This is a genomic window from Pseudomonas sp. GW821-FHT01C01, assembly GCF_059422645.1.
This window is the reverse complement of the sequence record NZ_JBWKXF010000006.1, coordinates 17,785-43,171: the sequence shown is the minus strand read 5'-3', so window position 1 is coordinate 43,171 and position 25,387 is coordinate 17,785. Positions and strand designations below refer to the sequence as shown.

Below are 25,387 nucleotides of genomic sequence, written 5' to 3'. Positions count from 1 at the left end.
CGACCACCTTCGCGAGCAAGCCCGCTCCCACATTTGTTTTGTGCATGCTGTGAATTGTCTATGCTTGCCTCACACACATTCCTGGCGAGGGATTTATGGACGATCCGGCCGACAACAAGCCGCCGACCTTCTGGCAAATGCTGCACAGCGTTGTGGCGGCGGCGTTCGGGGTGCAGAGCGGGAAAAACCGGGCCCGTGATTTCACTCACGGCAAGCCGAGTCATTTCGTGATTCTGGGGATTCTGTTCACGGTGGTGTTCGCCTTGACGCTGTTCGGCATCGTCAAGCTGGTGCTACTTCTGGCCGGGGTTTGACGCGGCTCAGTGCATCAGGGTTTGCAGGGTGAACGGGTAGCGCCAGGACGCGGGACGGCCCTTGGCCGAGAGCTTTTGGAAGTCCACGCCGAAGTCCTGCGTGGAACCCATCTCCAGCAGTCGCTTGGCCTGTGCCCGATCGATCAGTTGCAACAGAGGAACTTGTCGGTCACGGCCGCCGTACTGGCTGATGTCCACGCCTTCATCGTAGTCATGCAATTGCACCAGCGCCCAGCCCCCCAGACTGAAGTGCCCGCCCAGCAAGACACTCAGACGACGGTCCAGCAATGCCTGCAACGCTGCGGGTGAATTGTTGATCGCGCCGAACAGCACGCCTTTGCCTGGCACACCTCCGGCTTCGGCATACGCCTGCATCACACCGAACGCCATCTCGTCATTCGCGGCCCAGACCAGCGACGTCTGCGGGTAGCGCTTGAGCAACAACCTGGCCTGCTCATAGGCACGTTGCCGGCTCCAGCCGCCGTACACCAACTGCCGCAAACGCACTTCAGGGTGCTCGGCCAAGGCACGCCGCAGGCCTTTCTCGCGATACTGCGCGGACGGGGTGATCTTCAAACCGGAAAAGGCCAGCAGTTCGATCGTCTGGCCGGGGGCCACCGGGCCGTGCTGTCGAATCAGCTCCTTGAGCATCAGGTAGCCGCCCTCCTCGTCATTGGGCACCAGGCTACCGAGCAAATCGGGATACTTGTCAGGCCGCGCGCCGATCAGTTTCATCTGATCCGCAGTCAAGGCGTTGTTGACCATGAACAGCTTCACACCGCTGCCTTTGGCCAGCCGCAGGATTTCCGGCGCGATGTATTGTTCGTTGACGAAGATCAGGTAGTCGGGACGATGGTGGCCCTGAAGGGCTTCGCGAGCCTGCTGGATGGTGTTTTCGGAGACGCGGTCGGAATACTGGATGCGCAGGTCCATCCCCAGGTCGGTCGCCGCGGCCTGCATGAACTGCGAGTAACTCATCCAAAAAGCTTCCGTGGGGGTTCCCGGGTTCAGGAACAGCACTGACGCCGCCTGGACACAAGGTCCCACGACCATACCCAGCGTCAGTATTACGCCACACAGAAACTTCAACATTGGTCGTCCGAGCCCCCGGAAATTCGCCGCGCATTATAGCCAGCGAACGTCCGTAAAACGGCGATTTTTCCGGTTTTTGTCAGACAATCGTCGGAACCGGGCCCGGACGGGGTCGTTTATTGATGGCTGACCCAGAAAACCGCCGTCCCCACGACCAGAATGATCAGAAACAAAATGGCCCATGCATCAACGGTGCTATCGCTTTTCCGTGCTTTGGTTGGGTTGCTCATTGCATCGCCTCTTGTCGGTTTTATCGGTGATTGCATAAAGACTCGAGCAGAGTAAAGACGACGATTGCCCGCACCACAAACAAGGGCGTTGCAACAACGATTCTCATTAGGCGATTTGGTTCTTTACATATACTCAAACATCACTTTTGCGCATAACTGCAAACTGGTATCTTGCCCCGGCTCCGTAGGGAGTGCGCGGCCGTGCGCGCAGAATTGCCGAGGTTTTATCGGACGCCAGCAAGCCAAAAAACGCCGCTGTTTCCGACCGGCCCAAGCCTGAGAACAGGACTTTTATGTACGTATACGACGAATACGATCAGCGGATCATCGAGGACCGCGTCAAGCAGTTCCGTGATCAGACCCGACGCTATCTGGCAGGCGAGCTGAGCGAAGAAGAATTCCGCCCCCTGCGCCTGCAAAATGGTCTTTATATCCAGCGTTTTGCGCCGATGTTGCGAGTCGCCGTGCCTTACGGCCAGCTGACTTCGCGCCAGGTGCGAATGATGGCCCGGATTGCCCGCGACTACGACAAGGGCTACGCCCACATCAGTACCCGGCAGAACGTGCAGTTCAACTGGCCGGCCGTGGAAGACATTCCGGACATCCTGGCTGAACTGGCCACCGTGCAGATGCACGCGATCCAGACCAGCGGCAACTGCCTGCGCAACGTCACCACCGACCAGTTCGCCGGTGTCGCCTTCGATGAGCTGATCGACCCGCGCCCGTGGTGCGAGATCGTCCGCCAATGGACCACGTTCCACCCGGAATTCGCCTACCTGCCGCGCAAGTTCAAGATCGCCGTCAACGGTTCGACCTCCGACCGCGCCGCCATCGAAGTCCACGACATCGGCCTTGAGCCGGTGCACAACGCCGCTGGCGAACTGGGCTTCCGTGTCCTGGTCGGCGGTGGCCTGGGCCGTACACCGGTGGTGGGTGCATTCATCAATGAATTCCTGCCGTGGCAAGACCTGCTGAGCTACCTCGACGCCATCCTGCGGGTCTACAACCGCTATGGCCGTCGCGACAACAAGTACAAGGCGCGGATCAAGATCCTGGTGAAGGCGCTGACGCCTGAAGTCTTCGCACAGAAAGTCGATGCGGAAATGGAGCACCTGCGCGGTGGCCAGACCACGTTGACCGAAGCCGAAGTGCAGCGCGTCGCCAAGCATTTCGTCGACCCGGACTACAAGGCGCTGGACAACCAGGCCGCCGAACTGGCCGAGCTCGACCGGCAGCACCCGGGCTTTGCCCGCTGGCGCGTGCGCAACACCCTGGCCCACAAGAAGCCGGGCTATGTGGCCGTGACCCTGTCCCTGAAGCCGACCGGCGTTGCACCGGGCGACATCACCGACAAACAGCTCGACGCCGTGGCCGACCTGGCCGACCGTTACAGCTTCGGTCAACTGCGCACCTCCCACGAGCAGAACATCATTCTGGCCGACGTCGAGCAGGAAAAACTGTTCGCCATGTGGGGCGAGCTGCGCGAGCAAGGCTTCGCCACGCCGAACATCGGCCTGCTGACCGACATCATCTGCTGCCCGGGTGGCGACTTCTGCTCCCTGGCCAACGCCAAATCGATTCCGATCGCCGAATCGATCCAGCGTCGTTTCGACGACCTCGACTACCTGTTCGACATCGGCGAACTGGACCTGAACATCTCCGGTTGCATGAACGCCTGTGGTCACCACCACGTTGGCCACATCGGCATCCTCGGGGTGGACAAGAAAGGCGAAGAGTTCTATCAGGTTTCCCTCGGCGGCAGCGCCAGCCGTGACGCCAGCCTGGGCAAGATCCTCGGCCCGTCCTTTGCCCAGGAAGCCATGCCTGACGTGATCGAAAAGCTGATCGACGTGTACATCGAACAACGTACCGAAGACGAACGCTTCATCGACACCTATCAGCGTATTGGCATCGAACTCTTCAAGGAGCGTGTCTATGCAGCGAATAATTAAGAACAACGAGGTCGTCGACGAGACCTGGCACCTGCTGCCCAAGGATTTCAACATCGACGGGATCAGCAACTGCGACGACCTCATCGTGCCGCTGCAGCTGTGGCGCGAACACAGCCGCATGCTCCTGGCCCGCGACGGCGGCCTGGGCATCTGGCTGGATGCCGATGAAGAAGCCGAGGAAATCGGTGACGACGTGGCGCAGTTCCAGGTCATCGCCCTGAACTTCCCGGCATTCACCGATGGCCGCAACTACTCCAACGCCCGCCTGCTGCGCGACCGTTACGGTTTCAAGGGCGAACTGCGGGCCATTGGCGACGTGCTGCGTGACCAGTTGTTCTACATGCATCGCTGCGGTTTCGATGCCTTTGCTGTACGCCCCGACAAAGACCCGTACGAAGCCCTTGAAGGCCTCAAGGACTTCTCGGTGACCTACCAGGCCGCTACCGACGAACCGCTGCCGCTGTTCCGTCGCCGCTGACCGTCACGCCTTGAACCCCGGCCCGGGGTTCAAGGCGTTTTACCCTTGCCGCTAAAACACTGGATAATCCGCCAGCGGAATCAACCGCCCCATGGCGACCCAGTCGCGGTACAGCCGGACTCGATCCTCCAGCACCACGAACAACCTGAACGGGTTGTCCGCATCGGCCATCCGCGTTTCGACACACCGGCGCAACCAGCCCCACAACTCCTCTGATGCATCCGCTTCGTGCAGCAAGCGCCACACTCGCGCCTGTAGCGACAGATAGTCGATCCGGAAATCTGCCGTCAGGCTCAAACCATCCATGACCCTCAGTAACGTACTGCCCGATGGCTTGACGGCCAATCGCTGCCAGATCTGTTGCCGCGCCTCGCGCACGCTTTCGTCGCCCTCCTCCAGCCAGGGCGTCGCACTGCCATAATCGGCACCCGGCTCACTCAGCCACAGATTGATACCGGTGCGCTCACGATGATCGACCAGGCGCAACAACGTCTCTTCATCCGTCAACGGATTACCCCACAGCTTCACCCGGTCCCGGGAGACCGCCTGACTCAGTATTGCGTAGGGAACCCGGCTGATCCGGTTGCCGCGCAAGTCAAGCGAGGTGAGGTACGGCTGGTCGGCGATGCCAATCGGGCAATGGCCAATTCCGGTGTTTCTCAAGTTCAATACACGCAATTCTTTCAACCCCAAAACAACAGGAGGGACGGCCAAAGGGTTGTCACTCAGATCCAGTGATTGCAGGCTCGCCAGATCACAGAACTGTGAAGCCGTGTTCTCCTGAAGCTGCAGAAAGGTGGAACCCAGCTTGAGCGTTGTGAGCCGGGTCATTTGACGAACCGGCGCCGGCAATACACCCTCCAGCACGTCGTCTGCGTTGAGCCGACGCAGGTCAACACGTTCCAGGTTCAGGGAGCGCAGATTCGGAAAGCTTTCCAGAAAGACGTCCAGGCTCTCGCGCTCGACCAAGTGCATGCCCTTCATCGATAGCTCGACAACTTCATTGAAGCGCACGTTCATCGTCGGCAACCGATGGAAGTCCTCGAAACCCAGATCCAGCCTGTAGCCGGAAAACCCCTCACCGGACAGCACTCTATTGATCTGGGGCGGGCATTTTTGCCAGATGCTCATCAGTTCGTCGCTCAGTTCAATTCGTGTCTCACGCTCGTAATCGATCACGCTTTGCAACAGTTCGGCATTGTGCGCCGCCACCTGCTGAGGACTCATGCCCGCGGCGTCATCATCGCCTACCGCCAGAAAATCCACGTCCATGTCATCGGCATCCAGCACGGCCTGGTCGACCCACTGGCGCAGGTCGGCATGCAGTTGCTGCATCTGGAGCATCAGGCGATCCACCAGCGCTTGGGCCCCGGCGCCCGCCATCCGGAGTAACTCGTCCGCCTGGGCATCGGTGAAATCCGGATACACATCCTTGACCTGCAAACGCATGATTTCGTGGTTCAGCACAGCGGCCTGTGGCGTATTCGGAAAGCCGCCGCCGCGCAATCCCGGGGCCTCGAAGGGCAAGTCCGAATCCATTCGACCCAAGCCGAGCATCAGCTCGGAGCGGGACAAGGCGTGCCCGCCAATGCGCAAGCGCAATTCACTAGCCAAATCCAGCGAGCGCAGCGAGTGCAGCGACATCGCCGTACGCTCCTCCACGGACAAGAGGTCGACCAGCGCGGTAAACAGATCCGAACCCTCGCCGTCGGTAGCCGCCACTGCGGAATACCGATATCGATCACCTACCTTGATCAAACGCCGACAATCCGCTGAATCGAGCGGACCGCAGCGGTCCAGGACCCGGCCACTGATTGATCCGTCGAGCACTTCGATACGCAAGCCTTTCGGCCAATCGGGCAGGCGTTGCAGGGAGTGCAACGCCAGGATGTCGGTGTCGGGATGGACGACCGAGCGCAAGTACAGGCCTTCGTAAGCTCGGTTGAGTTGTACATGTTGTTGATACTCCCGCGCCTTGCTGTCCAGACGCTTGAACAGTTGCAGCGCCTCGTCAGCATCGAAGGGCCGCTCGAGGTCGACTCCCGAACGGTCGAGGATTTGCTCCACGGCACTTTTCGGCAAACCGGGGTATTCGCCCTGAAACAGGCGAATCCATTGCTGGTCCGAGTGCTGGAGCGCCTGATAGCGGGCGTTGAACAATCCGGCCCGCGCCTGCGAATCGGCGACGGTGTCGAGTTCTTGATCGAGCTTGAAGCGCGTGATGGTGTCGGCGAGCAACGGCGTCGGCGGGCGTCCGGCCTGCATCAGGCGCAGCATATCGTCGTCGACCGTACTGACCTGCGCGATTTGCGCCAGTACCTCATCACTGAAGGAAGCAAGTGGCGCGCAAACGCCACGCATCAGCTCCACATGTGTCGACACGGGTGCCGGAGCCGATCCGGGGGTGGGCTCGACCGGCGTTTCGCGAGGCGGCTCGTTCCCGGGTTCCCGGGGCTCGCGCAGCGTTCCGGTGATTTTTTCTTCCCCCTTGAGTGCTGCCACCGACCCGGCCAGCGGAAGCGCATTGAGCAAGCCAAACACGGTGCGCGTCACGCCTTCGGAGCGCTGTTCGGGTGTTTTGCCGTCGATGGCCTGGTCGAGGCCGTATCCGGCGTCGATCAGGCCGGCGAGCACCAGAACGCCCTCGCCTCCTGGAATGAACAACGCCAATGGACCCAACCGATTGATCCACTGCACAAGCGGTTCCACCACTGCGCTCAGGTTGTCGCGATTGACTTGGGCATCGTCGCGGATGGTTTTGACGCTGGCCATGGAGGCTTGCTTCATGGTCAGCACCAGTTGCGCGAACGGGTCGGTGTCGGTCGGAGGACGCGCAAGGTCGATGTAGTCCTGCGGATCCCAGAAACCGTCGTCATTGAAGAGCCCGGCGTTCTTTTTCAGCCAGTGCTCCTTCGGGTAAACAGCCATGCCCTCCAACGCCGTCAACACGCCCGCATGGAAGGTGCCATCTTCACGATCGTCCTCGGCAAAGTGCGCGACCAGTGCTTGCCGTGTAGCGTCCACCGTGCCTTGTGCCACGATCCATTGGCGCAGGTGCTGGAAGTCGGCGAATTCATGCAAGGGGGAGGAATTGCCCGGGATACTCAGCAAGACCCTGCCACTGTGACGGTGGCGATAACACCAGATATCGTTCGATGTGTAGCGATAGATCGTCAGCCGACCGACCTCGATCGGTGCGCTGACGCGGGTTGGCGCCTGCACCTGGCCGATGGTCAGCGCATTCCAGGCCTGCTCCGCCGGCAATCCGGCGGCCTGCATCGCCAGGGCCAGACCTTCCTGACTCAAACTGCCCTCCTGATGCTGCAGGCAGGCGCTCATGATAAAGGCGGCCTTGGTCGATGTTCTCAGGTCGTAAGGCTCTGTCTGGACGATGCGCTTATCGGAAGGCCAGGCGTGGTCAAGGTAAGCCTGATAGCGGGTTTGCAGATCCAGTTCCCATACCCACTGTTTGAAATCGGCCGGCCGGAGGGCGATTTGCGTGGAGGGGCCATAGATCTGCGGTGTTGTGCACCGGTAAATGCCCTCATAGTCCCGGTAATAATCCACGACTTTGGCAGACGGCTCATCGACGGGATCAACGATACGTATCTCGGGACCGATGTCCGGTGGCGTGTACAGGCCGAACGCCGTTTCACCGAAACGACCGTCACCCACCGTCTGATAATTCGACAGCAATGCCTGCACCAGGGTGCGTGAATTGTTCACCTTTCCCTGGTGGATCGCGTCATGCCCGGCGCTTGCGTCAGTGTCGTAGTCCAGCGTCACCAACAGAGCCGTTTGCGGATCAATGGCCTGTCCCCATTTTTCCGTTATCAGTGCTGCGCCGAATTGCTCGGGGGATTGCGGCAGTGCTGTCGCTACCGCCGTTTTCAGTTCATCACGCAAGGGCGTGACGGGTGGATGTGGCGGAGCGTAGTGGCCGTGCGAATAGTCGTTCATGTGCATTCCGTTGCAGACATTGGAGGAATTGCAACATAGCGGGCGGTGGCTGGGTCGGCAGCAGGAAGGGCTCGCCAGCGGGTCTGGGAAATTTCTCTGATGTGTGAAGGATGTAGCAGCTGCCGAGCCTGCGAGGCTGCGTTCGAGGACAAAGTCCTCGCAGGCTGGTGTACGCGGTTTGTCTGATACACCGAGCTGCACGGTTTTGCGACTGCTTCGCTGCCGAACACAGCCTCGTAAACTCGACAGCTGCTACAAAGGACCGTTTCAACTTCAAAAACCGCAGCAGGCGCTGCGGTTTCATTTTTTCGAAGACAACAAAAGCCTTACCAGAAGCGTTGCTGGGTCAAGCGACTCCACCAGCTCAACAGCACGCGATCGACCGAACCGCTGGCGGCCATGCCGATGCGCTCCGGCAGGCTTTTGCGTTCGGAATAATGCAGGTGATAGAGCTCGGACTGCTTGGCGCGTTCGGCGAGGTATTCATCGCTGGTCTTGAGTTCGTCGACCAGGTGCTTGTCCAGCGCCGCGACGCCGAGCCAGATTTCGCCGGTGGCCACTTCATCGATCGCCAGTTGCGGGCGATAGCGCGACACGAAGTTCTTGAACAGTTGATGGGTGATGTCCAGGTCTTGCTGGAACTTCTCCCGGCCCTTCTCGGTGTTTTCGCCAAACACGGTCAGGGTGCGTTTGTATTCACCGGCGGTCAGCACTTCGAAGTCGATGTCGTGTTTTTTCAGCAAGCGATTGACATTGGGCAACTGCGCCACCACGCCAATCGAGCCAAGGATTGCGAACGGTGCGCTGATGATCTTCTGGCCGATGCACGCCATCATGTAGCCGCCGCTGGCTGCGACCTTGTCGATGCACACGGTCAATGGCACGCCGGCCTCACGGATACGCGCCAGTTGCGAGGAGGCCAGGCCGTAGCTGTGAACCATGCCGCCGCCGCTTTCCAGGCGCAGGACCACTTCGTCCTTCGGTGTGGCGAGAGTCAGCAGAGCGGTGATTTCGTGGCGCAGGCTTTCGGTGGCCGAGGCCTTGATATCGCCGTTGAAATCCAGCACGAACACCCGGGGTTTGGCCTCGGGTTTTTTCTTCTGTTTCTTGTCGGTTTTAGCCTGGGTCTTGCGCAAGGCCTTGAGCTGGTCCTTGTCGAGCAAGGTTTGCTCCAGGCGCTCGCGCAGCCCTTTGTAGAAATCATTGAGCTTGCTGACCTGCAACTGCCCGGACGACTTTCGCCGCCCTTTGCTGCGCAAGGCCGCAAAACTGGCCAGGACCACCAGAATGGCGATCACCAGGGTCACGGTCTTGGCCAGAAAAATGGCGTACTCGGAAAAAAACTCCACAGGGACTCCTCAAACGATGCACGGCTTGAACGCGCGCGGGATACCTCCAGCATACCCATGCGCCGACCTTGCGACCAGTCGTGAAACCTCTGGCAACAGGCCTGTAACGGGCATTTCAAACAAGCGTATGTTTTTTCATTGACAGCACACCGCCATCCTCATAACCTCGCCAAACCTTCAACGTACCGGGATGACGCGGACGTGGGCAGCATATATTTGATTCGACATGGCCAGGCCTCCTTCGGTGCGGACGACTACGACGTCCTGTCGCCGACCGGTATTCGTCAGGCTGAAATCCTCGGCCGGCACCTGGCCGAACTGGGGATCAGCTTCGACCGCTGCCTGGCGGGCGACCTGCGCCGTCAGCAGCACACGGCCAACAGCGCGCTGGAACAATTCGCCGCGGTGGGCCTGCCGGTGCCGCTCCTGGAAACCGACCCCGCCTTCAACGAATTCGACGCCGATGCGGTCATCCGCGCGCTGTTGCCGGCCATGTTGCCGGACGAACCCGAAGCCTTGAACATCCTGCGCAATGCCGCGCAAAACCGTGGTGAGTTCCAGCGTATCTTCGCCCTGATCATCGAACGCTGGCTTGCCGGCACCTATGACACACCGGGCCTGGAAAGCTGGCTGGGGTTTGTCGAGCGGGTACGGGCCGGTTTGCATCGTATCCTCGACCAGGCCGACAACACACAAAAAATCGCCGTGTTCACCTCCGGCGGCACCATCACCGCCCTGCTCCACCTGATTACGCAAATGCCTGCCAGGCAGGCCTTTGAATTGAACTGGCAAATCGTCAACACCTCGCTCAACCAGCTTAAGTTTCGTGGTCGCGAGGTGTCCCTGGCTTCCTTCAACGGACATGCACACCTGCAACTGTTGAAGACCCCGGAGCTCATCACGTTTCGCTGAGTCCGGACTATTGTGACCCTGGCTGTAATCGCCCAGCTCTTATTACCCAAGAAAGGATCGAACCATGACCTCCGTAGCTGATGCCGTACAAGCAATGAAAGCCAAGTTCAACCCAGCCGCTGCCGCCGGTCTGGACCTGGTCTTTGGTTTCCGCATCGACGACACCAAGAACTTCTCGCTGATCGTCAAAGACCAGACCTGCGAGCTGCAGGAAGGCGAGAACCCGGACGCCCAGGTGACCCTGGTGATGGACGGCGAAACCCTGGAAGGCATCGTCGACGGCTCGACTGATGGCATGCAAGCGTTCATGGGCGGCAAACTGCGCGCTGAAGGCGACATGATGCTGGCCATGAAACTGTCCGAGCTGTTCCCGTCGTAAGCACTGGGCTCCCGGACTCCGGGAGTGTGCCTGCTGCAATCGAATCCCGCCCTTAGTGGCGGGATTCGTCGTTTCAGGGCCCTGAAACGACGCTCTGTGTGGCGAGGGAGCTTGTCGGATCGCCGCACCGTCCCGTTCGAGTACGCAGCACTGGTTTGGGGCCGCTGCGCAGCCCAACGCGAGCAAGCTCGCTCGCCACAAGTTCTGTGGTGCTCTTACAATGCCCGCACTCCCCACACCGGCCGCCCCATGGACATCGACCTCGCCCGCACCTTCCTCGAAATCGTCCGTCATGGCAGCCTCGCTGCCGCCGCGGAAAAACTCCATGTCACCCAGACCGCCATCACCGCACGGGTGCAAAAACTCGAGAGCCAGTTGGGCAGCACCCTGTTCGTGCGCAATCGTGCCGGTGCCCGCCTGACGCCCAACGGTGAAGCGTTCGTGGTGTACGCCAATCAATTGGTGCAAACCTGGGAAGCTGCGCGACGGGATTTACCGTTGCCCGAGGGCTATCGCGATGTGCTGCACATCGGTGGCGAAGTGAGCCTGTGCAACCCGCTGATGCTCGGTTGGGCCGGCGAAATCCGCAAGAACATCCCCAGCCACGCCTTGCGCATGGAAATCCGAGACGGCGAAAACCTGCTGCGCCAATTGGAATTGGGCGTTCTGGATGCGGCGCTGGTGTATCAGCCCGAGTATTGGCCGCGCTTGCAGGTCGAGCAGATTCTCGAAGAAAAGCTGATTCTCGTGCGTCTGGCCGGCAAGCCCGATCCTTATGTGTACATCGACTGGGGCAGCGAATTCCGACGCCAGCACGACGCTGCCCTACCGGAAAAGGCCAAGGCCGCGTTGAGTTTCAATCTCGGCCCGCTGGGCTTGCAGTACCTTCTTGAAAACGGCGGCAGTGGCTACTTCCGCACTCGCGTCGTGCAGAGTTATCTGGAAAGCGGCGCCCTGGAACGGGTGCCCAAGGCGCCGGAATTCAGCTACCCGACTTATCTGGTCTACTCGCGCGATCGTGACTCGCCGACGCTGCAACGCGCCTTCGACCTGCTGCGCAAGGTCATCGACTCCGACGAAGACTGGTCGCAACGCTGGGACCCGCTGACCTGAGACCGGTTTGCACCGGATCATGGCTGTTGTGTCCTCAAGGTTCGGCCCGTCAAATCACCGGGATCGGCTAATCTGAAAGAAATAACAATAACGACAGGTGATTGCAGTGAGGCAGACCACCGAAGGATTCCGCAGCCGTTACCGCGCCGACATTCATCCGCTCTACAACCCCTGGCTGCACGGCGCTTTTGTCCTGTTGTTCGGGGTTCTGGCGATCAGCGCTTTCTGGAGCAACGTGCATCAGGTGCGGCCAGCACAATGGCTGGCGGTGCCCGTCACGCTGCTGTTGTTCAACCTCGGCGTGTACATGGTGCACCGCCACCTGGGTCATCATAGAAAGAGCTTCGCCCGGCTGTTTTATGCCCGTCATGCGGGCGACCATCACAGCTTTTTCACCCCCGGCCACATGACCTACGACAGCGCGCGCGACTGGCGGGTGATCCTGTTTCCGGCATGGCTGATCGTGCTGCACACCCTCGCCGTCGCCCTGCCCCTCTGGTGGCTGCTCAAGCACATCGATACCAACGTCGCCGGATTGGTTGGCGGTGTTCTTGTCCTTGGTTACCTTACCTATGAAGTGTTTCATGCCTGCGAGCACCTGCCATCGCGCAACCCGATCACGCGATTGCCGTGGATCCGTCAGATGCGCCGGCTACACGAACTGCACCACCGCCGCGAATTGATGCAGGAGCGTAATTTCAACATCGTTTTCCCGCTGATGGACTACCTGTTCGGTACCCTCTATTGGGAACCTGCGCCGCTCAACCCGACGAGAACGCCCATGACCCGCATGCAGCATCAGATTGTCATTGCCGGACACCCGATCGACGTACTGGCCTACGCCAGCACCGTGACCCTTTGGCCGCAATGGCATCCGTCGTCGCTGCGCATCGATGGGCCAAAAGGTCCGTTGCATGCCGGTGCACGTTTCGAGGAAGACATCCGCGCCGGCGGACGCAACGGACACTTGAGCTGGGAGGTGGCGGAGTACCTGCCCGGAAGGCGCTGGAGCGCCCGGGCCCAGGGTGATCATGGCCTGTCGCTGGTGGTGACCTATGAATGCGAAGCAACAGGCGAGGACACATGTTTCGTCCGCACCCTGGAGTATCAATTCAGCGGTCTGGCGATGCGGATCGCCAACCGGGTGCTGCTCAAGCGTCGCATCGATCACGAATCGGCGGCGTCGATGCAGGCGTTGCGCGACATGGCGCAAAAACATCTGGCGGCGTCAGGAGTCAACGCGTGAGCAGAATCTTCAAATGTCTGTTGCTGGTCATCGTCGTCATCGGCGCCTTCCTGCTGCTGATGCCGACCAAGGTGCAACCGGTGGCCTGGACACCACAACCCGCGCCGTCGCTCTCCAGCGGAATCTATGCCGACAATCAGCGACTCAAGGGCGTGGAGCGCGTCGGTGCCGCCGACATTGACGGGCCGGAAGCCCTGTTGCTGGAAAATGACACGCTCATCACCGGCCTGCACGACGGTCGCCTGATCCGCACGAGCCTGGACGGCAAGACCACCAAAGTCCTGGTCGATACCGGTGGCCGACCTTTGGGCATGGCCCGGCACCCCAATGGTTTGCTGGTGATCGCCGATGCCGTCAAAGGCTTGCTGTCACTCGACGCCCAGGGGCGTCTGGTGGCCTTGGCCAAAGAGGCCGGCGGCGTTCCCTTCGGTTTTACCGACGATGTCGCCATCGACAAACCCGGTCACTACGCTTATTTCAGCGATGCCTCGAGCCGGTTCGGCTACGGCCACGACGGTGAGGCCGTGCTCGAACACGGCGGGGACGGCCGACTGCTGCGTTACGACTTCCAGACCGGCAAGACCTCGGTTGTGCTGGATAAGCTGGAGTTTGCCAACGGTGTAACCCTGGGACCGGACGATGCCTATGTACTGGTCAATGAAACCGGTGCCTACCGCATCAGCCGTTATTGGCTCAGCGGTCCGAAGGCCGGCACCCATGACCTGTTCATCGACAACCTGCCGGGGCTACCGGACAACCTGTCGTTCAATGGTCACGACCGGTTCTGGGTGGCACTGTATGCCCCCCGAAACGCCTTGCTCGACGGCACGGCGGCGCATCCGTTCGTGCGCAAGATGATCGTGCGGGCCATGACCGTCCTGCCCAAACCCGTGGAAAAGCGCGGGTTTGCCTTGGGCCTGGACCTTGAGGGCAAAGTGATCGCCAACCTGCAGGACGGCAGCAGCGACAATTACTCACCCATCACCACGGTGCGCGAGTATGGGGACTGGTTGTACTTCGGTTCGCTGAAAGCGCAGAACATGGTGCGTTTGCCATTGAGCAAGGCGTTGCAATGAGCAGTGCACCTCTCTGAATTCACCGTAGCCCCCATGTGGGAGCGGGCTTGCTCGCGAAGACGTCAGCACATTCAACATCGACATTGACTGGCAGGCCCAATTCGCGAGCAAGCCCGCTCCCACATGGGACAGCGTTCAGTTCACAGGGATATTCGGGGGCACCTCGTTGAGAGCCGTAATATCGGTCTCTGAGCATTCGAGGTGCCGGTTCTGGTGGCCGGTCCAACTTTTCAGCCACCGATCGTCGGTGGCAGGTTCGCTGGATCAGGACCGCAACTGGAGTTGTTTGACGATCTTGTCCTTGACCTCCAAGCGCTTCGCCTTGAGCTTCGTCACCGCATCATCGCTGGATTTGGCTTCCTCCGCTTTCACCACTTCGGCATCAGCCAGGGAATACTTGTTGATCAGTGAATCCAGTAACGGATCCTTGGTGCGTTTCTGCTGGATTTCTTCCTTTGTGCAACTCAGATCCTGAAAAAGGTCATGGGGCACCGGCATGGAACACCTCCGTTTGTTAATCGGTAGCAAACGCCGACTGATTGCGTTCACCAACTATCAGAATGGCCTCGGTTAGCCTGTTCTGTCGACCACCCGTCAGACCAGCGGTGTCCGTTCGTCGTCCTGTCGCCAATGCGATAAAACCATTGCCTGCGCGGGCGCCTCCAGCGGTTTCAGCCGTTAAGCACCATGCGCACCATCTGCTTAAGTGCTTCGGGATTGTAGGGTTTGCTCAGCAGGTGGGTGTCGGGGCTCAACTGGTGATTACGCGAGATGATGTCGCGGGTATGCCCCGAGGTGAACAGCACGGCCACCGGGGGTTCCTGCACTTTCGCCCAGGCCGCCAGGTCCGAACTCTTGATCAGGCCGGGCATGACCACGTCGGTGAATATCAGGTCCACCGCCACGCCTTGCAGCAACATTTGCATGGCGACGTCACCGTTGGTTGCCGTGAGGATCTGATAGCCTTCTTCGCGCAACAACTCCACCGCCGATACCCGCACCGCCTCATTGTCTTCGACCACCAGGATGCGCTCGTGCCCGCCCCGTTGCGGCACGTCAAGGTTCGGCGTTTCGCTGGGTGCCGAGCGCGAGGTGCGCGGGAAATACAGCTGCACCCGGGTGCCCTGCCCAACGTCGCTGGCAATTTCAATATGACCGCCACTCTGTTTGACGAAGCCAAACACCATACTCAAGCCCAATCCGGTGCCCTGACCGTCGGCCTTGGTGGTGAAGAATGGCTCGAACGCCTGGGCCAATACCTGTGGTGGCATGCCGACGCCGGTGTCCGCCACGGACACCCGCACATAGTCCCCGGCAGCAATGCCCTTGCCGGCGCAAAACTTGCGGTCGAGGACGATATTGTCCGCGCAAAGATCAAGGGTCCCCTCCCCCTGCATGGCGTCCCGGGCGTTGATCGCCAGATTGAGAATGGCGTTTTCCAGTTGATTGCGATCGACAAACACATTCCACGAATCTTCAGGCGCTGCCATGTGCACCTGAAGGGTTTCACCCAAGGCACGCTGCAACAGTTCCGCCAGGCCATCGAAAATCTGCCGCAATGTGAAGACCCCTGGCGACAACGGTTGGCGACGGGCGAATGCAAGCAACTGCGAGGACAACTTGGCACCGCGTTCGACGGCGGCAATCGACGCCGAGACCCGGCGCTGCACATTGGCGTTAGCCGGCTCATGACGCGCCAGCAGGTGCAGGTTGCCGGCGATCACTTGCAACAGGTTGTTGAAGTCATGGGCCACACCGCCGGTAAGGCCGCCGATGGCTTCAAGTTTCTGTGACTGACGCAGTTGCTCTTCCGCCGCCAACCGCGCCTCGACTTCATCGGCCACCCGTTGCTCCAGGTTGCGGGTGAACTTGAGCAGGGACTCTTCGGCGGTCTTGCGTTCGTGAATATCGATCAGCACGCAGGGGAAACGAAACGCCTCACCCTGTTCATTGAACTCGCAACAACCACTGGCGAGTACCCAGAGGTAACTGCCGTCGGGGCGCAGTATCCGGTATTCGACGTTGTAGGGCTCGCCAGTCTCGACCGACAGTGTGGTCCGTTCCTGGACCCAGTCGCGGTCGTCCGGATGGATCCTGCTGTCGGCGATCTCCTGTGACAGGTTGCCCAGGTCCTGCCCGGCTGGATAAGAGAACGTGCGAGCGTATCGCTCATCACCCGACAGCACATTGGCCTTGATGTCCCAGACAAAGGAACCAAGCAAGGCACCGGCATTCAGCGCCAGACGCACCCGTTCGTTGTCGGCGCGGTAGGCGTCTTCGGCCGCCCGGCGCCGGCGCTCGGAAATCACCCATTCGGTGGTTTCCACCACCATGGCCATGACCCCGGCCGGGCGCCCGTCATCGTCGGCCACCGGACTGTAATAGAGGTCGAGCCAGACATCCTCGGGAACGCCGTCGCGCAGCAATACCAGGACTTTATTGCGATAGGACAAGGTGCCGCCCGCCAGGCAGGTATCCACCACGTGGCGATTGAATTCGGCGATTTCCGGCCAACCCAGTTCCACGGTCGAGCCGAGCAGATACGGATGACGCCCACCGGCAAACTTGGAGTAAGCGTCGTTATAGATCATGTACCCGGACTGGCCCCAGAGCATCACCATCGGCAGCGGGGACGCGAGCATCAACTGCACCGCGCTGCTCAGGCTCTTCGACCATGAGTCGAGTGGGCCAAGTTCGGTCAGGCTCCAGTCGAACGCACGAATGCGCCCGGCCATTTCGCCGTTCCACCCGGAGCACCCGTGGCTATCCTCTAGAAACTGCATGGCTTGGCTCAATCCCGGTCAATTGCACCCGTTTGTTTCGAGCATCCTGCACGCTATTTGTTTCATAGAGGTATAGCTGATTCTGAGGCTTCCTTGTCGAGCCGGGAATCTGTGGCCAATAGAGATTGCTGTGGGAGCGGGCTTGCTCGCGAAGGCGGTGTGTCATTCAACACATTCGTCTTCTGATGCACCGCTTTCGCGAGCAAGCCCGCTCCCACTTTTTGATCTTCAGTGTGGCTTACTACACCTCAATCAAGTGCTTGAGCGGGTTGTAGCCGCTTTTCAGAGTGGCCGCGACGTCGAGAATCGCCTTCTCGATGCCATTCAAGTGCATGCAGGTCAGTTCGATGGCCGCGCTCTGGTTGCCCGCTTCGATGTACTCGATCAACCGCAGGTGTTCATCGTCGCGACAGGCTTCATGGCTGTCGTCATCCAGCGCGGCGGCATACAGCGATGCCCGGGAAATCAGCTTCTGGAACCAGTCGAGCAGCACCGGGTTGTTCAGGCTGCGGGCCAGTTTGATGTGGAACTCGCCGAGCAGGTGAATCAGCCGTTCGTGATCACCGCTTTGATGCGCTTCATCCTCCAGCAACAAGTGATCGCGCAGGTCCTGGGTCACCGCCGTATCGCGACGACGGCACAGTTCGCTGACGATACCGATCTCGATCAAGCGCCGGGTTTCGAACAGCGAACGAATCTCTTCGTCGCTCGGTAACGACACCGACGCACCTTTATTGGGCTCGGTGGTGACCAGTCCGTCGGCCTCCAGTTGCTTGAGCGCGGCCCGAACGGATGTGCGGCTGACATTGAATAGTTCAGCCAAAGAGGCTTCGCCGAGCTTCATCCCGGGCCGCAACGAGCGTTTGCTGATCGCCTCGTACACCCCTTGGTAGACGCGGTCGACCGTGGTTTCCAGTTTCTTTTCCGTCATTCATCAACTCCTTCAGCCCTGTGCAGCCAACCCTGGCGAATGAACAGCCGTTGAAAAAGGGGCTTGCACGGGCAGATTAATCCGGGTATTTCTAAATTGCATCCAGATTTTGCATACAATAATTAGAGGAATGCACCATTATGGGTCATCCAGTTGCAATTGAAGTGCGAAACGTCTCAAAACGATATTCCGACGATCCAGGGCTGGCTCCAGCGCTCGACAACGTTTCTGTCGACATCGCCGACAACGAATTCTTCACCCTGCTCGGCCCCTCCGGCTGCGGCAAAACTACTTTGCTGCGCACCATCGCCGGTTTCGAGCACGTCAGCGACGGTGAGATCCGCCTCGCAGGCGAGCCGGTCAACGATTTGCCGCCGTTCAAGCGTCGGGTCAACACGGTGTTCCAGAGTTACGCGCTGTTTCCGCACATGAGTGTTGCGCAGAATATCGCCTTCGGCCTCGAGATGCAGGGTCTTGATCGCAAACTGATCCCGCAGCGGGTCGAGGAAATGCTCGCGCTGGTGCAAATGCAGCACCTGGCCAAACGCAAACCGGCCGAGCTGTCCGGCGGCCAACAGCAACGGGTGGCTCTGGCCCGGGCCCTGGCGCCAAAACCGAAAGTGCTGTTGCTGGACGAGCCGCTGTCGGCCCTGGACCTAAAGCTACGCAAGGAAATGCAGGTCGAACTCAAGCGCGTGCAGAAAGAAGCCGGGATCACCTTCATATTCGTCACCCACGATCAGGAAGAAGCGCTGACCCTGTCCGATCGCATTGCCGTGATGTCCGCCGGCAAGATCCTGCAAATCGGCACGCCCAATGAAATCTACGAACGGCCGCAGCATCAGTTCGTCGCACAATTCATCGGCGACATCAACTTCCTCCCCGGCCATCTCAAGCGCGGTCAGCAGAACGAAAACCTCTTCGTGCCCAACGGCATGCCGGTGGAAATCCCCTGCCAGGCCCAGGGTTTTGCTGGCAGCAAGGTGCAACTGGCGTTCCGCCCCGAGCGTTCGCAACTGGTCGAGCCGACGCAGCCGCATCACCTGCGCGGCGTGATCGAAGCCGTGCTGTATGTCGGCACGGCCACGCTCTATCAATGCCGCTTGAACAATGACATCCAGGTCATGCTGCGCGAGAACAACGAAGGCCTGAACCACGGCCGGGTGGTGGGTGATCGGGTCGCGGTCAACCTGCCGCCCCACGCCTGCCTGTTGATGGAGGCCTGAGATGAGCGTCAGCAGCACTTCCCCAGCCCTCAACCGTGCGCTGCTGCTCAGCCCGGTGGTTCTGACCCTGCTGGCCCTGATCGCCATTCCGCTGGGCATCATGGGCTACATCAGCCTGTTGCCACGCAACGTCTATGGTGGCGTCGACTGGCAGGCCAACTGGCAATTGCAAAGTTACGTACAGCTGTTTTTCCAGGAAGGTTTCGACGGTGAACTGGAACTGAACTGGGTCTACGCCCAAGCGTTGTTGCGCTCGGTATTCCAGGCCGGTGGCACCACGGTGTTGTGTTTCCTGTTCGGCTTTCCGGTGGCGTTGTGGATGTCGAGCCTGACACCCCGTCGGCGCAACCTGATGGTGTTGCTGATCACCATTCCGTTCTGGACCAACCTGCTGATCCGCAACTATGCGTGGCTGATCATCCTGCGCGAACACGGCTGGGTCGCCCAGAGCCTCAACGCGCTGTTCCCGCAAGCCGGTGGCATCACCCTGCTCTACAACGACTTCGCGGTCAGCGTCGGCCTGGTCTACAGCTTCCTGCCATTCATGATCCTGCCGATCTACTCGACCCTGGAAAAACTCGACTGGCGCCTGGTGGAAGCCGCCTATGACCTGGGCGCCAACCGCTGGCACGCGTTGCGCCGGATCATCCTGCCGCTGTCGATGCCGGGGGTGATTGCAGGTGCCTTGCTGGTGTTCGTGCCAAGCCTGGGTGCGTTCATTACCCCGGCGATCCTCGGCGGTGGCAAGACGTTGATGATCGGCAACCTGATCCAGCAGCAGTTCGGCACTGCACGCAATTGGCCGCTGGGCAGTTCGCTGTCGTTCCTGTTGCTAGGGATCATGTTGCTGTCCCTGGTGCTGTACGCCCTCTATAGCCGCAATGCCGCCAAGACCCTGCGTCGGGGAGCCCAAGCATGATTGCCCTGCACCTGAAGAAACTGCCCCTGACCCGTGAAGTCAGTCTGCTGATGCTGGCCTATTTGTACCTGCCGATTTTCGTGTTGATCGCCTACAGCTTCAACGCCAACCGCTCGGCGACGGTGTGGACCGAGTTCTCGTTCGCCTGGTACGGACGCATCCTGGCCAACCCGTCGATCCAGACCGCTGCGCTGAACTCGATCATCGTCGCCAGCATCGCCACGGTCTGCGCCACGGCGATTGCGTTGCTCGCGGCGCTGGCGACTTACCGGCCGTTCTACGGACAGAAAATGGTCGAAGGCGGAATCAACCTGCCGCTGATCCTGCCGGAGATCGTCACCGCGGTGGCCACCCTGCTGCTGTTCATGGCGCTGGGGATCAAGCTCGGTTTGCTGACGGTGATCGTCGCGCACATCGGCTTTTGCATTCCCTTTGCCTACCTGCCGATTCGTGCGCGGCTCAATGACCTGGACAAGAGCCTGCTGGAAGCGGCGAACGACCTGTACGCCAACCCCTGGCAGGTGTTTCGCCGGGTGACCTTGCCGCTACTGTGGCCGGCGGTGCTGTCCGGTTCGGTGCTGGCGTTCGTGGTCAGCCTCGACGATTTCATCATGACTTTCTTTGTCGCCGGGCCGGGTTCAACGACCTTACCGGTGTACATCTTCTCGGCGATCAAGGCCGGCGTGACGCCGGAGATCAATGCGATCTCGACCCTGATGCTGGTGATATCCATCGTGCTGGTGGTGCTGGCCTTCTGGCTGGGACAGCGCGGCAAAAACCAATGAACCTGGAGCGCGCTCTATGAAAAATAAAAACATGCGTTACGGCATTGCCGGTCTGGCCCTCAGTTGCTTCACCGTTTTTACCGCGCAGGCCGCCGAGCCCAAGGAACTGTTCTTCTACAACTGGACCGATTACTACCCGGTCGACCTGCTGGCCAAGTTCGAAAAGGAGACCGGCATCAAGGTCACCATGGACGGCTACGACAGCAATGAAACCCTGCTGGCCAAGTTGCAGGCCGGCGGTGCCGCGTATGACGTGATCGTGCCGTCGCAATCGATCATGCGCACCCTGATCAACCAGAACCTGCTGCTGGAAATCGACGCCTCGGCGCTGCCCAACTTCCAGTACGTCAAACCGGCGTTCCGCGACCCGGGCTTCGACCCCGGCCGCAAGTTCTCGGCACCGTACCTGTGGGGCACCACCGGGTTCTCCTATGACAGCGCCCGGGTGCCTGGCGGCAAACTGGACGACTCGTGGAAAGAGTTCTTCGAACCGCGCAAGGAGCTGCAAGGCCAACTCGCCGCCCTCGACACTTCCAGCAGCGTGATCAACGCCGCCAGTCACTACCTGAATGTCGACGAATGCAGCGAAAACCCGCAGGACGCCAAGCGCATCCTCGAACTGCTGCAAAAACAGAAACCGTTCCTGAAGATGTACAGCTCGGACAACACCGTCGACCGCATGGCCTCCGGTGAGGTGATCATGATGCAGAACTGGAACGGCTCCACCGCCCGGGCCACCTTGCAGAAGAGCACCATCAAGTACGTCTACCCGCGTGAAGGCCTGGCGATGTTCCAGGACAACTTCGCCGTACCGAAAAGCGCGCCACACCCCGGCAACGCAAAAATCTTCATCGACTGGATGATGAAACCGGAAAACGCCGCCGCCGTGTCCAATGCCATCGCCTACGACAACGGCATCCAGAGCGACAAGCTGATCGACGCCAAATGGCGGGTGATGGATGCCATCAACATGCCCGACGAATTCGCCTCGCGCCTGCGTCCGGAAAAGGAATGCAGTAACAAGGCGCGTGAGCTGCAGGACCGGATCTGGGCCAAGCTCAAGGGCTGATCCAAAACCGAGTCGCGGCCTTCGCGAGCAAGCCCGCTCCCACAGGGGAATGCATTTCAAATGTGGGAGCGGGCTTGCTCGCGAAGAGGCCGGCCCTGACAACATACAACTTGAGGTTTGCAATGAATCAACCCCGCTGGCTGCGCAACGTGCGCCCCTACGGCTCAACCGCCGAAGACCTGCTGCTCGAAAACGGCCGGTTCACCCAGCGCCGTCCCGCCTCGAACGTGGCGATAGCGAGCACCGACATCGACGGCCAGAACCAACTGCTCACCCCCGCACTGGTGGAAAGCCATGTGCACCTGGACAAAACCCTCTGGGGTCAACCGTGGCGCCCCAACAGCGCCGGCCCGACCCTCAAGGACTACATCGCCAACGAAAGGCGAATTCTGCGTGAAGTCACCACCCCCATCGCGCAACGGGCCGGCGCCCTGCTGGAAAACTGCATCGCCCGTGGCTCGCTGACCATGCGTTGCCACGTCGACATCGACCCGGAGTTCGGCCTGCGTCATGTCGAGGCCATGCAGCAACTGCGTGAAAACTACCGCGACCTGATCGACCTGCAACTGGTGGTGTTCCCGCAAACCGGGCTTATCAGCCGCCCCGGCACCGCCGAGCTAATGCGCGAAGCCATGGCCCTGGGTGTGGAGAACGTCGGTGGCCTGGACCCATGCGGTATCGACAATGACCCTATCGCACAACTCGACTTCGTCTTCAAACTGGCCAGCGAGTTCGACCGTGGCATCGACATTCACCTGCACGACAAGGGTGAGCTGGGTCTGTGGCAGATCGCCCTGATCGCCGACTACACCAAGCGCTTCGGCCGCGAAGGCCGGGTGATGATCAGCCACGCGTATTGCCTGGGGATGTTGCCGTGGAGCCAGGTCTTACCTGTGGCCGAGCGCCTGGCGACGCTGGGCATTTCGCTGATGAGTTCGGCCCCGGCCGATTGCGCGGTGCCGCCGTTCCTGGCCCTGCGCGAAACCGGCGTGAATGTGTGCCTGGGCTCGGACGGCATCCGTGATGCCTGGTCGCCCATGGGCAACGGCGACATGCTGGAACGGGCGATGCTGCTGGCGTTCCGCTTCGACCTGAGCAAGGACGATGAACTGGCGGCGGCGTTCGAAGCCGCGACCGTCAATGGCGCCCAAGCGCTGGGTTGCGAAGCCAATCGCCTGGAGATCGGCCAAGCGGCGGACTTCTTGCTGATGCCGGTGCAAACGCTGGGCGAAGCCGTGGTTTCACGGCCGCTGCGTCAGGTCTATCGCGCGGGTCAGTTGATTGCTGCGGGCGGTCGCGTGCTGGACAGCCGTTTGTGAAGCGCATCGGCTTGCGGGCCAGTTGCGTGGTCGGCTTCGACGGCACGCAGCATGTGCTGTGGCGCGACGGCGAAGTGGTGTTCGCAGGCTCGTGCATTGAGTTCGTCGGGCGCGGTTATCCAGAGCCGGTGGATCAATGGATTGATTACGGCAACGCGCTGATCGGCCCCGGCTTCATCGATCTGGATGCCCTTGGCGATCTCGACTCCACGGTGCTGACCCTGGACAACGGCGACGAGCGCGACATGGGCCGGATGTGGTCGGCGGAGTATCTGGCGCGTGGATCGCGGGAAAGTTACAGCCCCGAAGAAGAAGTCTTCAAATACCGCTACGCCTTCACGCAACTGATCCGCAACGGCATCACCACGGCCATGCCGATCACCTCGATGTATTACCGCGAGTGGGCCGAGACCTACGACGAGTTTGCGGCGGTAGCCGGCGTGGCGGCCGAGTTGGGGCTGCGCACGTACCTCGGCCCCTGCTACATGAGCGGCATGAGTTACTGGCGCGCCGATGGAGCCCTGGCGCACCACTGGGACGAAGCCCGGGGCATGGCCGGGCTCGATGCCGCTGAACGGTTTTTCCGGGATTTCGACGGCACGAACAACGGCCTGATTCGCGGTGCGCTGCTGCCCGATCGCATCCAGACCTGCACCCCGGCGCTGTTACAACGCACCGCCGCGCTGAGCCGGGAACTGAACGCGCCAATGCGTTTGCACTGCTGTCAGGGCCTCGGTGAAGTGGCGATGGTCGAGCAACTGCGCGGCACCTCGCCGTTGGGGTGGTTGCAGCAGCTTGGGCTTTTGGTCCCGCGCAGCCTGTTGCCCCACGGCATTTACACCCACGGCGATGACGACCTGCAACGTGTGGTGGATGGCGGCGCGAGCCTGGTGCATTGCCCGGTGGTATTTGCCCGGGACGGCGAAGCGCTGAATTCGTTTGGGCGTTATCGGGCCAAGGGCATCAACTTCGCCCTGGGCACCGACACCTGGCCAGCGGACCTGCTGGACAACATGCGTCAGGGCTTGAACATCGCGCGACTGATGGAGGGCGGTAACGAGCTGACCAGCACGCTGGATATGTACAACGCTGCCACTCTTGGCGGCGCCCAAGCACTGGGCCGTGATGATCTCGGCCGACTGGCGCCGGGCTGCAAGGCCGATATCACCGTGTTCAACCTGCGCGGGATGCACCTGGGGCCGTTGTTCGATCCGCTGAAAAATCTTGTTCTGGCCGGCCGCGGCGATGACTGCATCGCCAGCTACATCGATGGCCGCTGCGTGATGCAGGACGGCCAGGTCGAAGGCGTCGACTACCCCGCCCTGCAGCGCCAGGCCCAACGCCAATTCGCAAAACTGATGCGCAGCCACAGCGACCGGGCCCTTGGCCAACCGGACTGGAAAAGCCTGTTCCAGCCAGCCATCCCGTTCGCCGACGACTACAGCGCACATGCGCCACTGAGCGCGATTGAGCCATTTCTTTAGAGATTTCTGCCCATGCAAAGCTTCGACTTCAGCACTTTGAGCCCACGGGACAAATACAAGATTCTGATCGGCAGCGTAGTGCCACGGCCGATTGCCCTGGTCACCACCGTCGACGGCGAAGGCCGGGTCAATGCTGCACCGTTCAGCTTCTTCAATGCACTGTCGGCCGACCCGCCCATCCTCGCCCTGGGCGTGGAAAACTACGGCGACCAAAGCCCCAAGGACACCACCCGCAATATCCAGCTCAATCAGGAATTCACCGTGAACATCGTCAGCGATGCGCTGGTGGAGGCCATGAACGTCTGCGCCGTGCCCTTCGCGCCTGGTTTCGATGAACTGACCGCCGCCGGCCTCACCGCCATCCCCGGCACCACAGTCAAATGCCCGCGCATCGGCGAAGCCCCGGTGGCGCTGGAGTGCCGGCGAATGATGGCACTGTCCATCGGCCAATCCCGGGAGATTATCTTTGGTGAAGTGCTGATGGCTCATGTACGTGACGAACTGATCGATCCGAAAACCCTGTACATCGATCAGTTGGGGCTTGATGCAATTGGACGGATGGGCGGGCATGGCTATGCGCGCACGCGGGATTACTTCGACTTGCCGACACGGTCGTTGCAAGCGTGGACGGACGCACCGGGGGGTGGTGAGCGGTTTTGGCCTGTCACCAAATGACGCCTGTTTACACATGACCTGTAGGAGCTGGCTTGCCAGCGAAGGCGCCCGAAAGATCGGCGCACGACTCAAGACCGCCTTCGCCGGCAAGCCGG

21 protein-coding genes are annotated in these 25,387 nt (G+C 60.5%); 15 read left to right on the top strand and 6 right to left on the bottom strand.

What is annotated here, in order from left to right; all coding sequences use genetic code 11:
• Nucleotides 1–95 precede the first annotated feature (95 nt).
• Entirely contained in the window at nucleotides 96–314 is a 219-nt protein-coding gene (locus tag AC07XF_RS06010) for a DUF2970 domain-containing protein (protein WP_495025776.1), read from the top strand.
• A 6-nt stretch (nucleotides 315–320) separates the two neighbouring features.
• On the opposite strand, the gene AC07XF_RS06005 is transcribed toward AC07XF_RS06010, so the two are convergent.
• Nucleotides 321–1,406: an ABC transporter substrate-binding protein gene (locus tag AC07XF_RS06005; RefSeq protein ID WP_495025775.1), complete on the bottom strand. Its 1,086-nt coding sequence runs from the start codon at nucleotides 1,404–1,406 to the stop codon at nucleotides 321–323.
• A 523-nt stretch (nucleotides 1,407–1,929) separates the two neighbouring features.
• Between AC07XF_RS06005 and AC07XF_RS06000 the strand changes: the two genes are divergently transcribed.
• Entirely contained in the window at nucleotides 1,930–3,588 is a 1,659-nt protein-coding gene (locus tag AC07XF_RS06000; protein WP_495025774.1) for a nitrite/sulfite reductase, read from the top strand.
• Nucleotides 3,572–4,066, top strand: a complete 495-nt coding sequence (locus AC07XF_RS05995) for a DUF934 domain-containing protein (protein ID WP_495025773.1) — start codon at nucleotides 3,572–3,574, stop codon at nucleotides 4,064–4,066. The genes AC07XF_RS06000 and AC07XF_RS05995 overlap by 17 nt, the downstream gene beginning before the upstream one ends.
• Nucleotides 4,067–4,117: 51 nt before the next feature.
• On the opposite strand, the gene AC07XF_RS05990 is transcribed toward AC07XF_RS05995, so the two are convergent.
• The gene (locus AC07XF_RS05990; RefSeq protein ID WP_495025772.1) at nucleotides 4,118–8,026 is read right to left on the bottom strand and encodes a dermonecrotic toxin domain-containing protein; all 3,909 of its coding nucleotides are present in this window, start codon (nucleotides 8,024–8,026) and stop codon (nucleotides 4,118–4,120) included.
• A gap of 326 nt (nucleotides 8,027–8,352) precedes the next feature.
• On the bottom strand, nucleotides 8,353–9,375 hold the full coding sequence (sohB, locus tag AC07XF_RS05985) for a protease SohB (protein ID WP_495025771.1): 1,023 nt from the start codon (nucleotides 9,373–9,375) through the stop codon (nucleotides 8,353–8,355).
• A 201-nt stretch (nucleotides 9,376–9,576) separates the two neighbouring features.
• Between sohB and AC07XF_RS05980 the strand changes: the two genes are divergently transcribed.
• The 5 genes from AC07XF_RS05980 (at nucleotide 9,577) to AC07XF_RS05960 (ending at nucleotide 14,101) form a co-directional block, all read left to right on the top strand.
• Nucleotides 9,577–10,287 carry a histidine phosphatase family protein gene (locus AC07XF_RS05980; protein WP_310062542.1) on the top strand — a complete coding sequence of 237 codons (711 nt, stop codon included), beginning with the start codon at nucleotides 9,577–9,579 and terminating at the stop codon, nucleotides 10,285–10,287.
• Between the two features lie 64 nt (nucleotides 10,288–10,351).
• Nucleotides 10,352–10,666 carry an SCP2 sterol-binding domain-containing protein gene (locus tag AC07XF_RS05975; protein WP_015094878.1) on the top strand — a complete coding sequence of 105 codons (315 nt, stop codon included), beginning with the start codon at nucleotides 10,352–10,354 and terminating at the stop codon, nucleotides 10,664–10,666.
• Nucleotides 10,667–10,915: 249 nt separating this feature from the next.
• The gene (locus AC07XF_RS05970; protein WP_495025770.1) at nucleotides 10,916–11,779 is read left to right on the top strand and encodes a LysR family transcriptional regulator; all 864 of its coding nucleotides are present in this window, start codon (nucleotides 10,916–10,918) and stop codon (nucleotides 11,777–11,779) included.
• A 106-nt stretch (nucleotides 11,780–11,885) separates the two neighbouring features.
• Nucleotides 11,886–13,025 (top strand): sterol desaturase/SRPBCC family protein, encoded by a 1,140-nt coding sequence (locus AC07XF_RS05965; protein ID WP_495025769.1) that lies wholly within the window; start codon nucleotides 11,886–11,888, stop codon nucleotides 13,023–13,025.
• Nucleotides 13,022–14,101 (top strand): SMP-30/gluconolactonase/LRE family protein, encoded by a 1,080-nt coding sequence (locus AC07XF_RS05960; RefSeq protein ID WP_495025768.1) that lies wholly within the window; start codon nucleotides 13,022–13,024, stop codon nucleotides 14,099–14,101. Before AC07XF_RS05965 ends, AC07XF_RS05960 begins: the two co-directional genes overlap by 4 nt.
• Before the next feature lie 264 nt (nucleotides 14,102–14,365).
• Here AC07XF_RS05960 and AC07XF_RS05955 read toward each other — a convergent pair whose 3' ends face one another.
• The 3 genes from AC07XF_RS05955 to AC07XF_RS05945 all read right to left on the bottom strand — a co-directional run bounded on the left by AC07XF_RS05955 (nucleotide 14,366) and on the right by AC07XF_RS05945 (nucleotide 17,815).
• Nucleotides 14,366–14,599: a DUF465 domain-containing protein gene (locus AC07XF_RS05955; RefSeq protein ID WP_095966813.1), complete on the bottom strand. Its 234-nt coding sequence runs from the start codon at nucleotides 14,597–14,599 to the stop codon at nucleotides 14,366–14,368.
• Nucleotides 14,600–14,772: 173 nt separating this feature from the next.
• The gene (locus AC07XF_RS05950) at nucleotides 14,773–16,884 is read right to left on the bottom strand and encodes a hybrid sensor histidine kinase/response regulator (RefSeq protein ID WP_495025767.1); all 2,112 of its coding nucleotides are present in this window, start codon (nucleotides 16,882–16,884) and stop codon (nucleotides 14,773–14,775) included.
• Between the two features lie 241 nt (nucleotides 16,885–17,125).
• Complete coding sequence (locus AC07XF_RS05945; RefSeq protein WP_495025766.1) at nucleotides 17,126–17,815, bottom strand: GntR family transcriptional regulator; 690 nt, start codon at nucleotides 17,813–17,815, stop codon at nucleotides 17,126–17,128.
• A gap of 140 nt (nucleotides 17,816–17,955) precedes the next feature.
• On the opposite strand from AC07XF_RS05945, the gene AC07XF_RS05940 reads away from it, so the two are divergent.
• The 7 genes from AC07XF_RS05940 (at nucleotide 17,956) to AC07XF_RS05910 (ending at nucleotide 25,292) form a co-directional block, all read left to right on the top strand.
• Nucleotides 17,956–19,041, top strand: coding sequence for an ABC transporter ATP-binding protein (locus tag AC07XF_RS05940; RefSeq protein WP_495025765.1), 1,086 nt, complete (start codon nucleotides 17,956–17,958; stop codon nucleotides 19,039–19,041).
• A gap of 1 nt (nucleotide 19,042) precedes the next feature.
• Nucleotides 19,043–19,960: an ABC transporter permease gene (locus AC07XF_RS05935; RefSeq protein ID WP_007995937.1), complete on the top strand. Its 918-nt coding sequence runs from the start codon at nucleotides 19,043–19,045 to the stop codon at nucleotides 19,958–19,960.
• Nucleotides 19,957–20,745, top strand: a complete 789-nt coding sequence (locus AC07XF_RS05930; protein ID WP_429389040.1) for an ABC transporter permease — start codon at nucleotides 19,957–19,959, stop codon at nucleotides 20,743–20,745. Before AC07XF_RS05935 ends, AC07XF_RS05930 begins: the two co-directional genes overlap by 4 nt.
• A 16-nt stretch (nucleotides 20,746–20,761) precedes the next feature.
• Complete coding sequence (locus AC07XF_RS05925; protein ID WP_495025764.1) at nucleotides 20,762–21,814, top strand: extracellular solute-binding protein; 1,053 nt, start codon at nucleotides 20,762–20,764, stop codon at nucleotides 21,812–21,814.
• A 122-nt stretch (nucleotides 21,815–21,936) separates the two neighbouring features.
• Nucleotides 21,937–23,133 (top strand): amidohydrolase family protein, encoded by a 1,197-nt coding sequence (locus tag AC07XF_RS05920; RefSeq protein WP_495025763.1) that lies wholly within the window; start codon nucleotides 21,937–21,939, stop codon nucleotides 23,131–23,133.
• The gene (locus AC07XF_RS05915; protein WP_495025762.1) at nucleotides 23,130–24,617 is read left to right on the top strand and encodes an amidohydrolase family protein; all 1,488 of its coding nucleotides are present in this window, start codon (nucleotides 23,130–23,132) and stop codon (nucleotides 24,615–24,617) included. The genes AC07XF_RS05920 and AC07XF_RS05915 overlap by 4 nt, the downstream gene beginning before the upstream one ends.
• A gap of 12 nt (nucleotides 24,618–24,629) precedes the next feature.
• Nucleotides 24,630–25,292 carry a flavin reductase family protein gene (locus AC07XF_RS05910; protein ID WP_495025761.1) on the top strand — a complete coding sequence of 221 codons (663 nt, stop codon included), beginning with the start codon at nucleotides 24,630–24,632 and terminating at the stop codon, nucleotides 25,290–25,292.
• The last annotated feature ends 95 nt before the right edge of the window (nucleotides 25,293–25,387 follow it).

Coding starts and splice junctions, on each gene's coding strand:
- AC07XF_RS06010 (WP_495025776.1), top strand. CDS start 96: ATGGACGATCCGGCCGACAACAAGCCGCCGACCTTCTGGCAAATGCTG.
- AC07XF_RS06005 (WP_495025775.1), bottom strand. CDS start 1,406: ATGTTGAAGTTTCTGTGTGGCGTAATACTGACGCTGGGTATGGTCGTG.
- AC07XF_RS06000 (WP_495025774.1), top strand. CDS start 1,930: ATGTACGTATACGACGAATACGATCAGCGGATCATCGAGGACCGCGTC.
- AC07XF_RS05995 (WP_495025773.1), top strand. CDS start 3,572: ATGCAGCGAATAATTAAGAACAACGAGGTCGTCGACGAGACCTGGCAC.
- AC07XF_RS05990 (WP_495025772.1), bottom strand. CDS start 8,026: ATGAACGACTATTCGCACGGCCACTACGCTCCGCCACATCCACCCGTC.
- AC07XF_RS05975 (WP_015094878.1), top strand. CDS start 10,352: ATGACCTCCGTAGCTGATGCCGTACAAGCAATGAAAGCCAAGTTCAAC.
- AC07XF_RS05970 (WP_495025770.1), top strand. CDS start 10,916: ATGGACATCGACCTCGCCCGCACCTTCCTCGAAATCGTCCGTCATGGC.
- AC07XF_RS05955 (WP_095966813.1), bottom strand. CDS start 14,599: ATGCCGGTGCCCCATGACCTTTTTCAGGATCTGAGTTGCACAAAGGAA.
- AC07XF_RS05950 (WP_495025767.1), bottom strand. CDS start 16,884: ATGCAGTTTCTAGAGGATAGCCACGGGTGCTCCGGGTGGAACGGCGAA.
- AC07XF_RS05945 (WP_495025766.1), bottom strand. CDS start 17,815: ATGACGGAAAAGAAACTGGAAACCACGGTCGACCGCGTCTACCAAGGG.
- AC07XF_RS05940 (WP_495025765.1), top strand. CDS start 17,956: ATGGGTCATCCAGTTGCAATTGAAGTGCGAAACGTCTCAAAACGATAT.
- AC07XF_RS05935 (WP_007995937.1), top strand. CDS start 19,043: ATGAGCGTCAGCAGCACTTCCCCAGCCCTCAACCGTGCGCTGCTGCTC.
- AC07XF_RS05930 (WP_429389040.1), top strand. CDS start 19,957: ATGATTGCCCTGCACCTGAAGAAACTGCCCCTGACCCGTGAAGTCAGT.
- AC07XF_RS05925 (WP_495025764.1), top strand. CDS start 20,762: ATGAAAAATAAAAACATGCGTTACGGCATTGCCGGTCTGGCCCTCAGT.
- AC07XF_RS05920 (WP_495025763.1), top strand. CDS start 21,937: ATGAATCAACCCCGCTGGCTGCGCAACGTGCGCCCCTACGGCTCAACC.
- AC07XF_RS05910 (WP_495025761.1), top strand. CDS start 24,630: ATGCAAAGCTTCGACTTCAGCACTTTGAGCCCACGGGACAAATACAAG.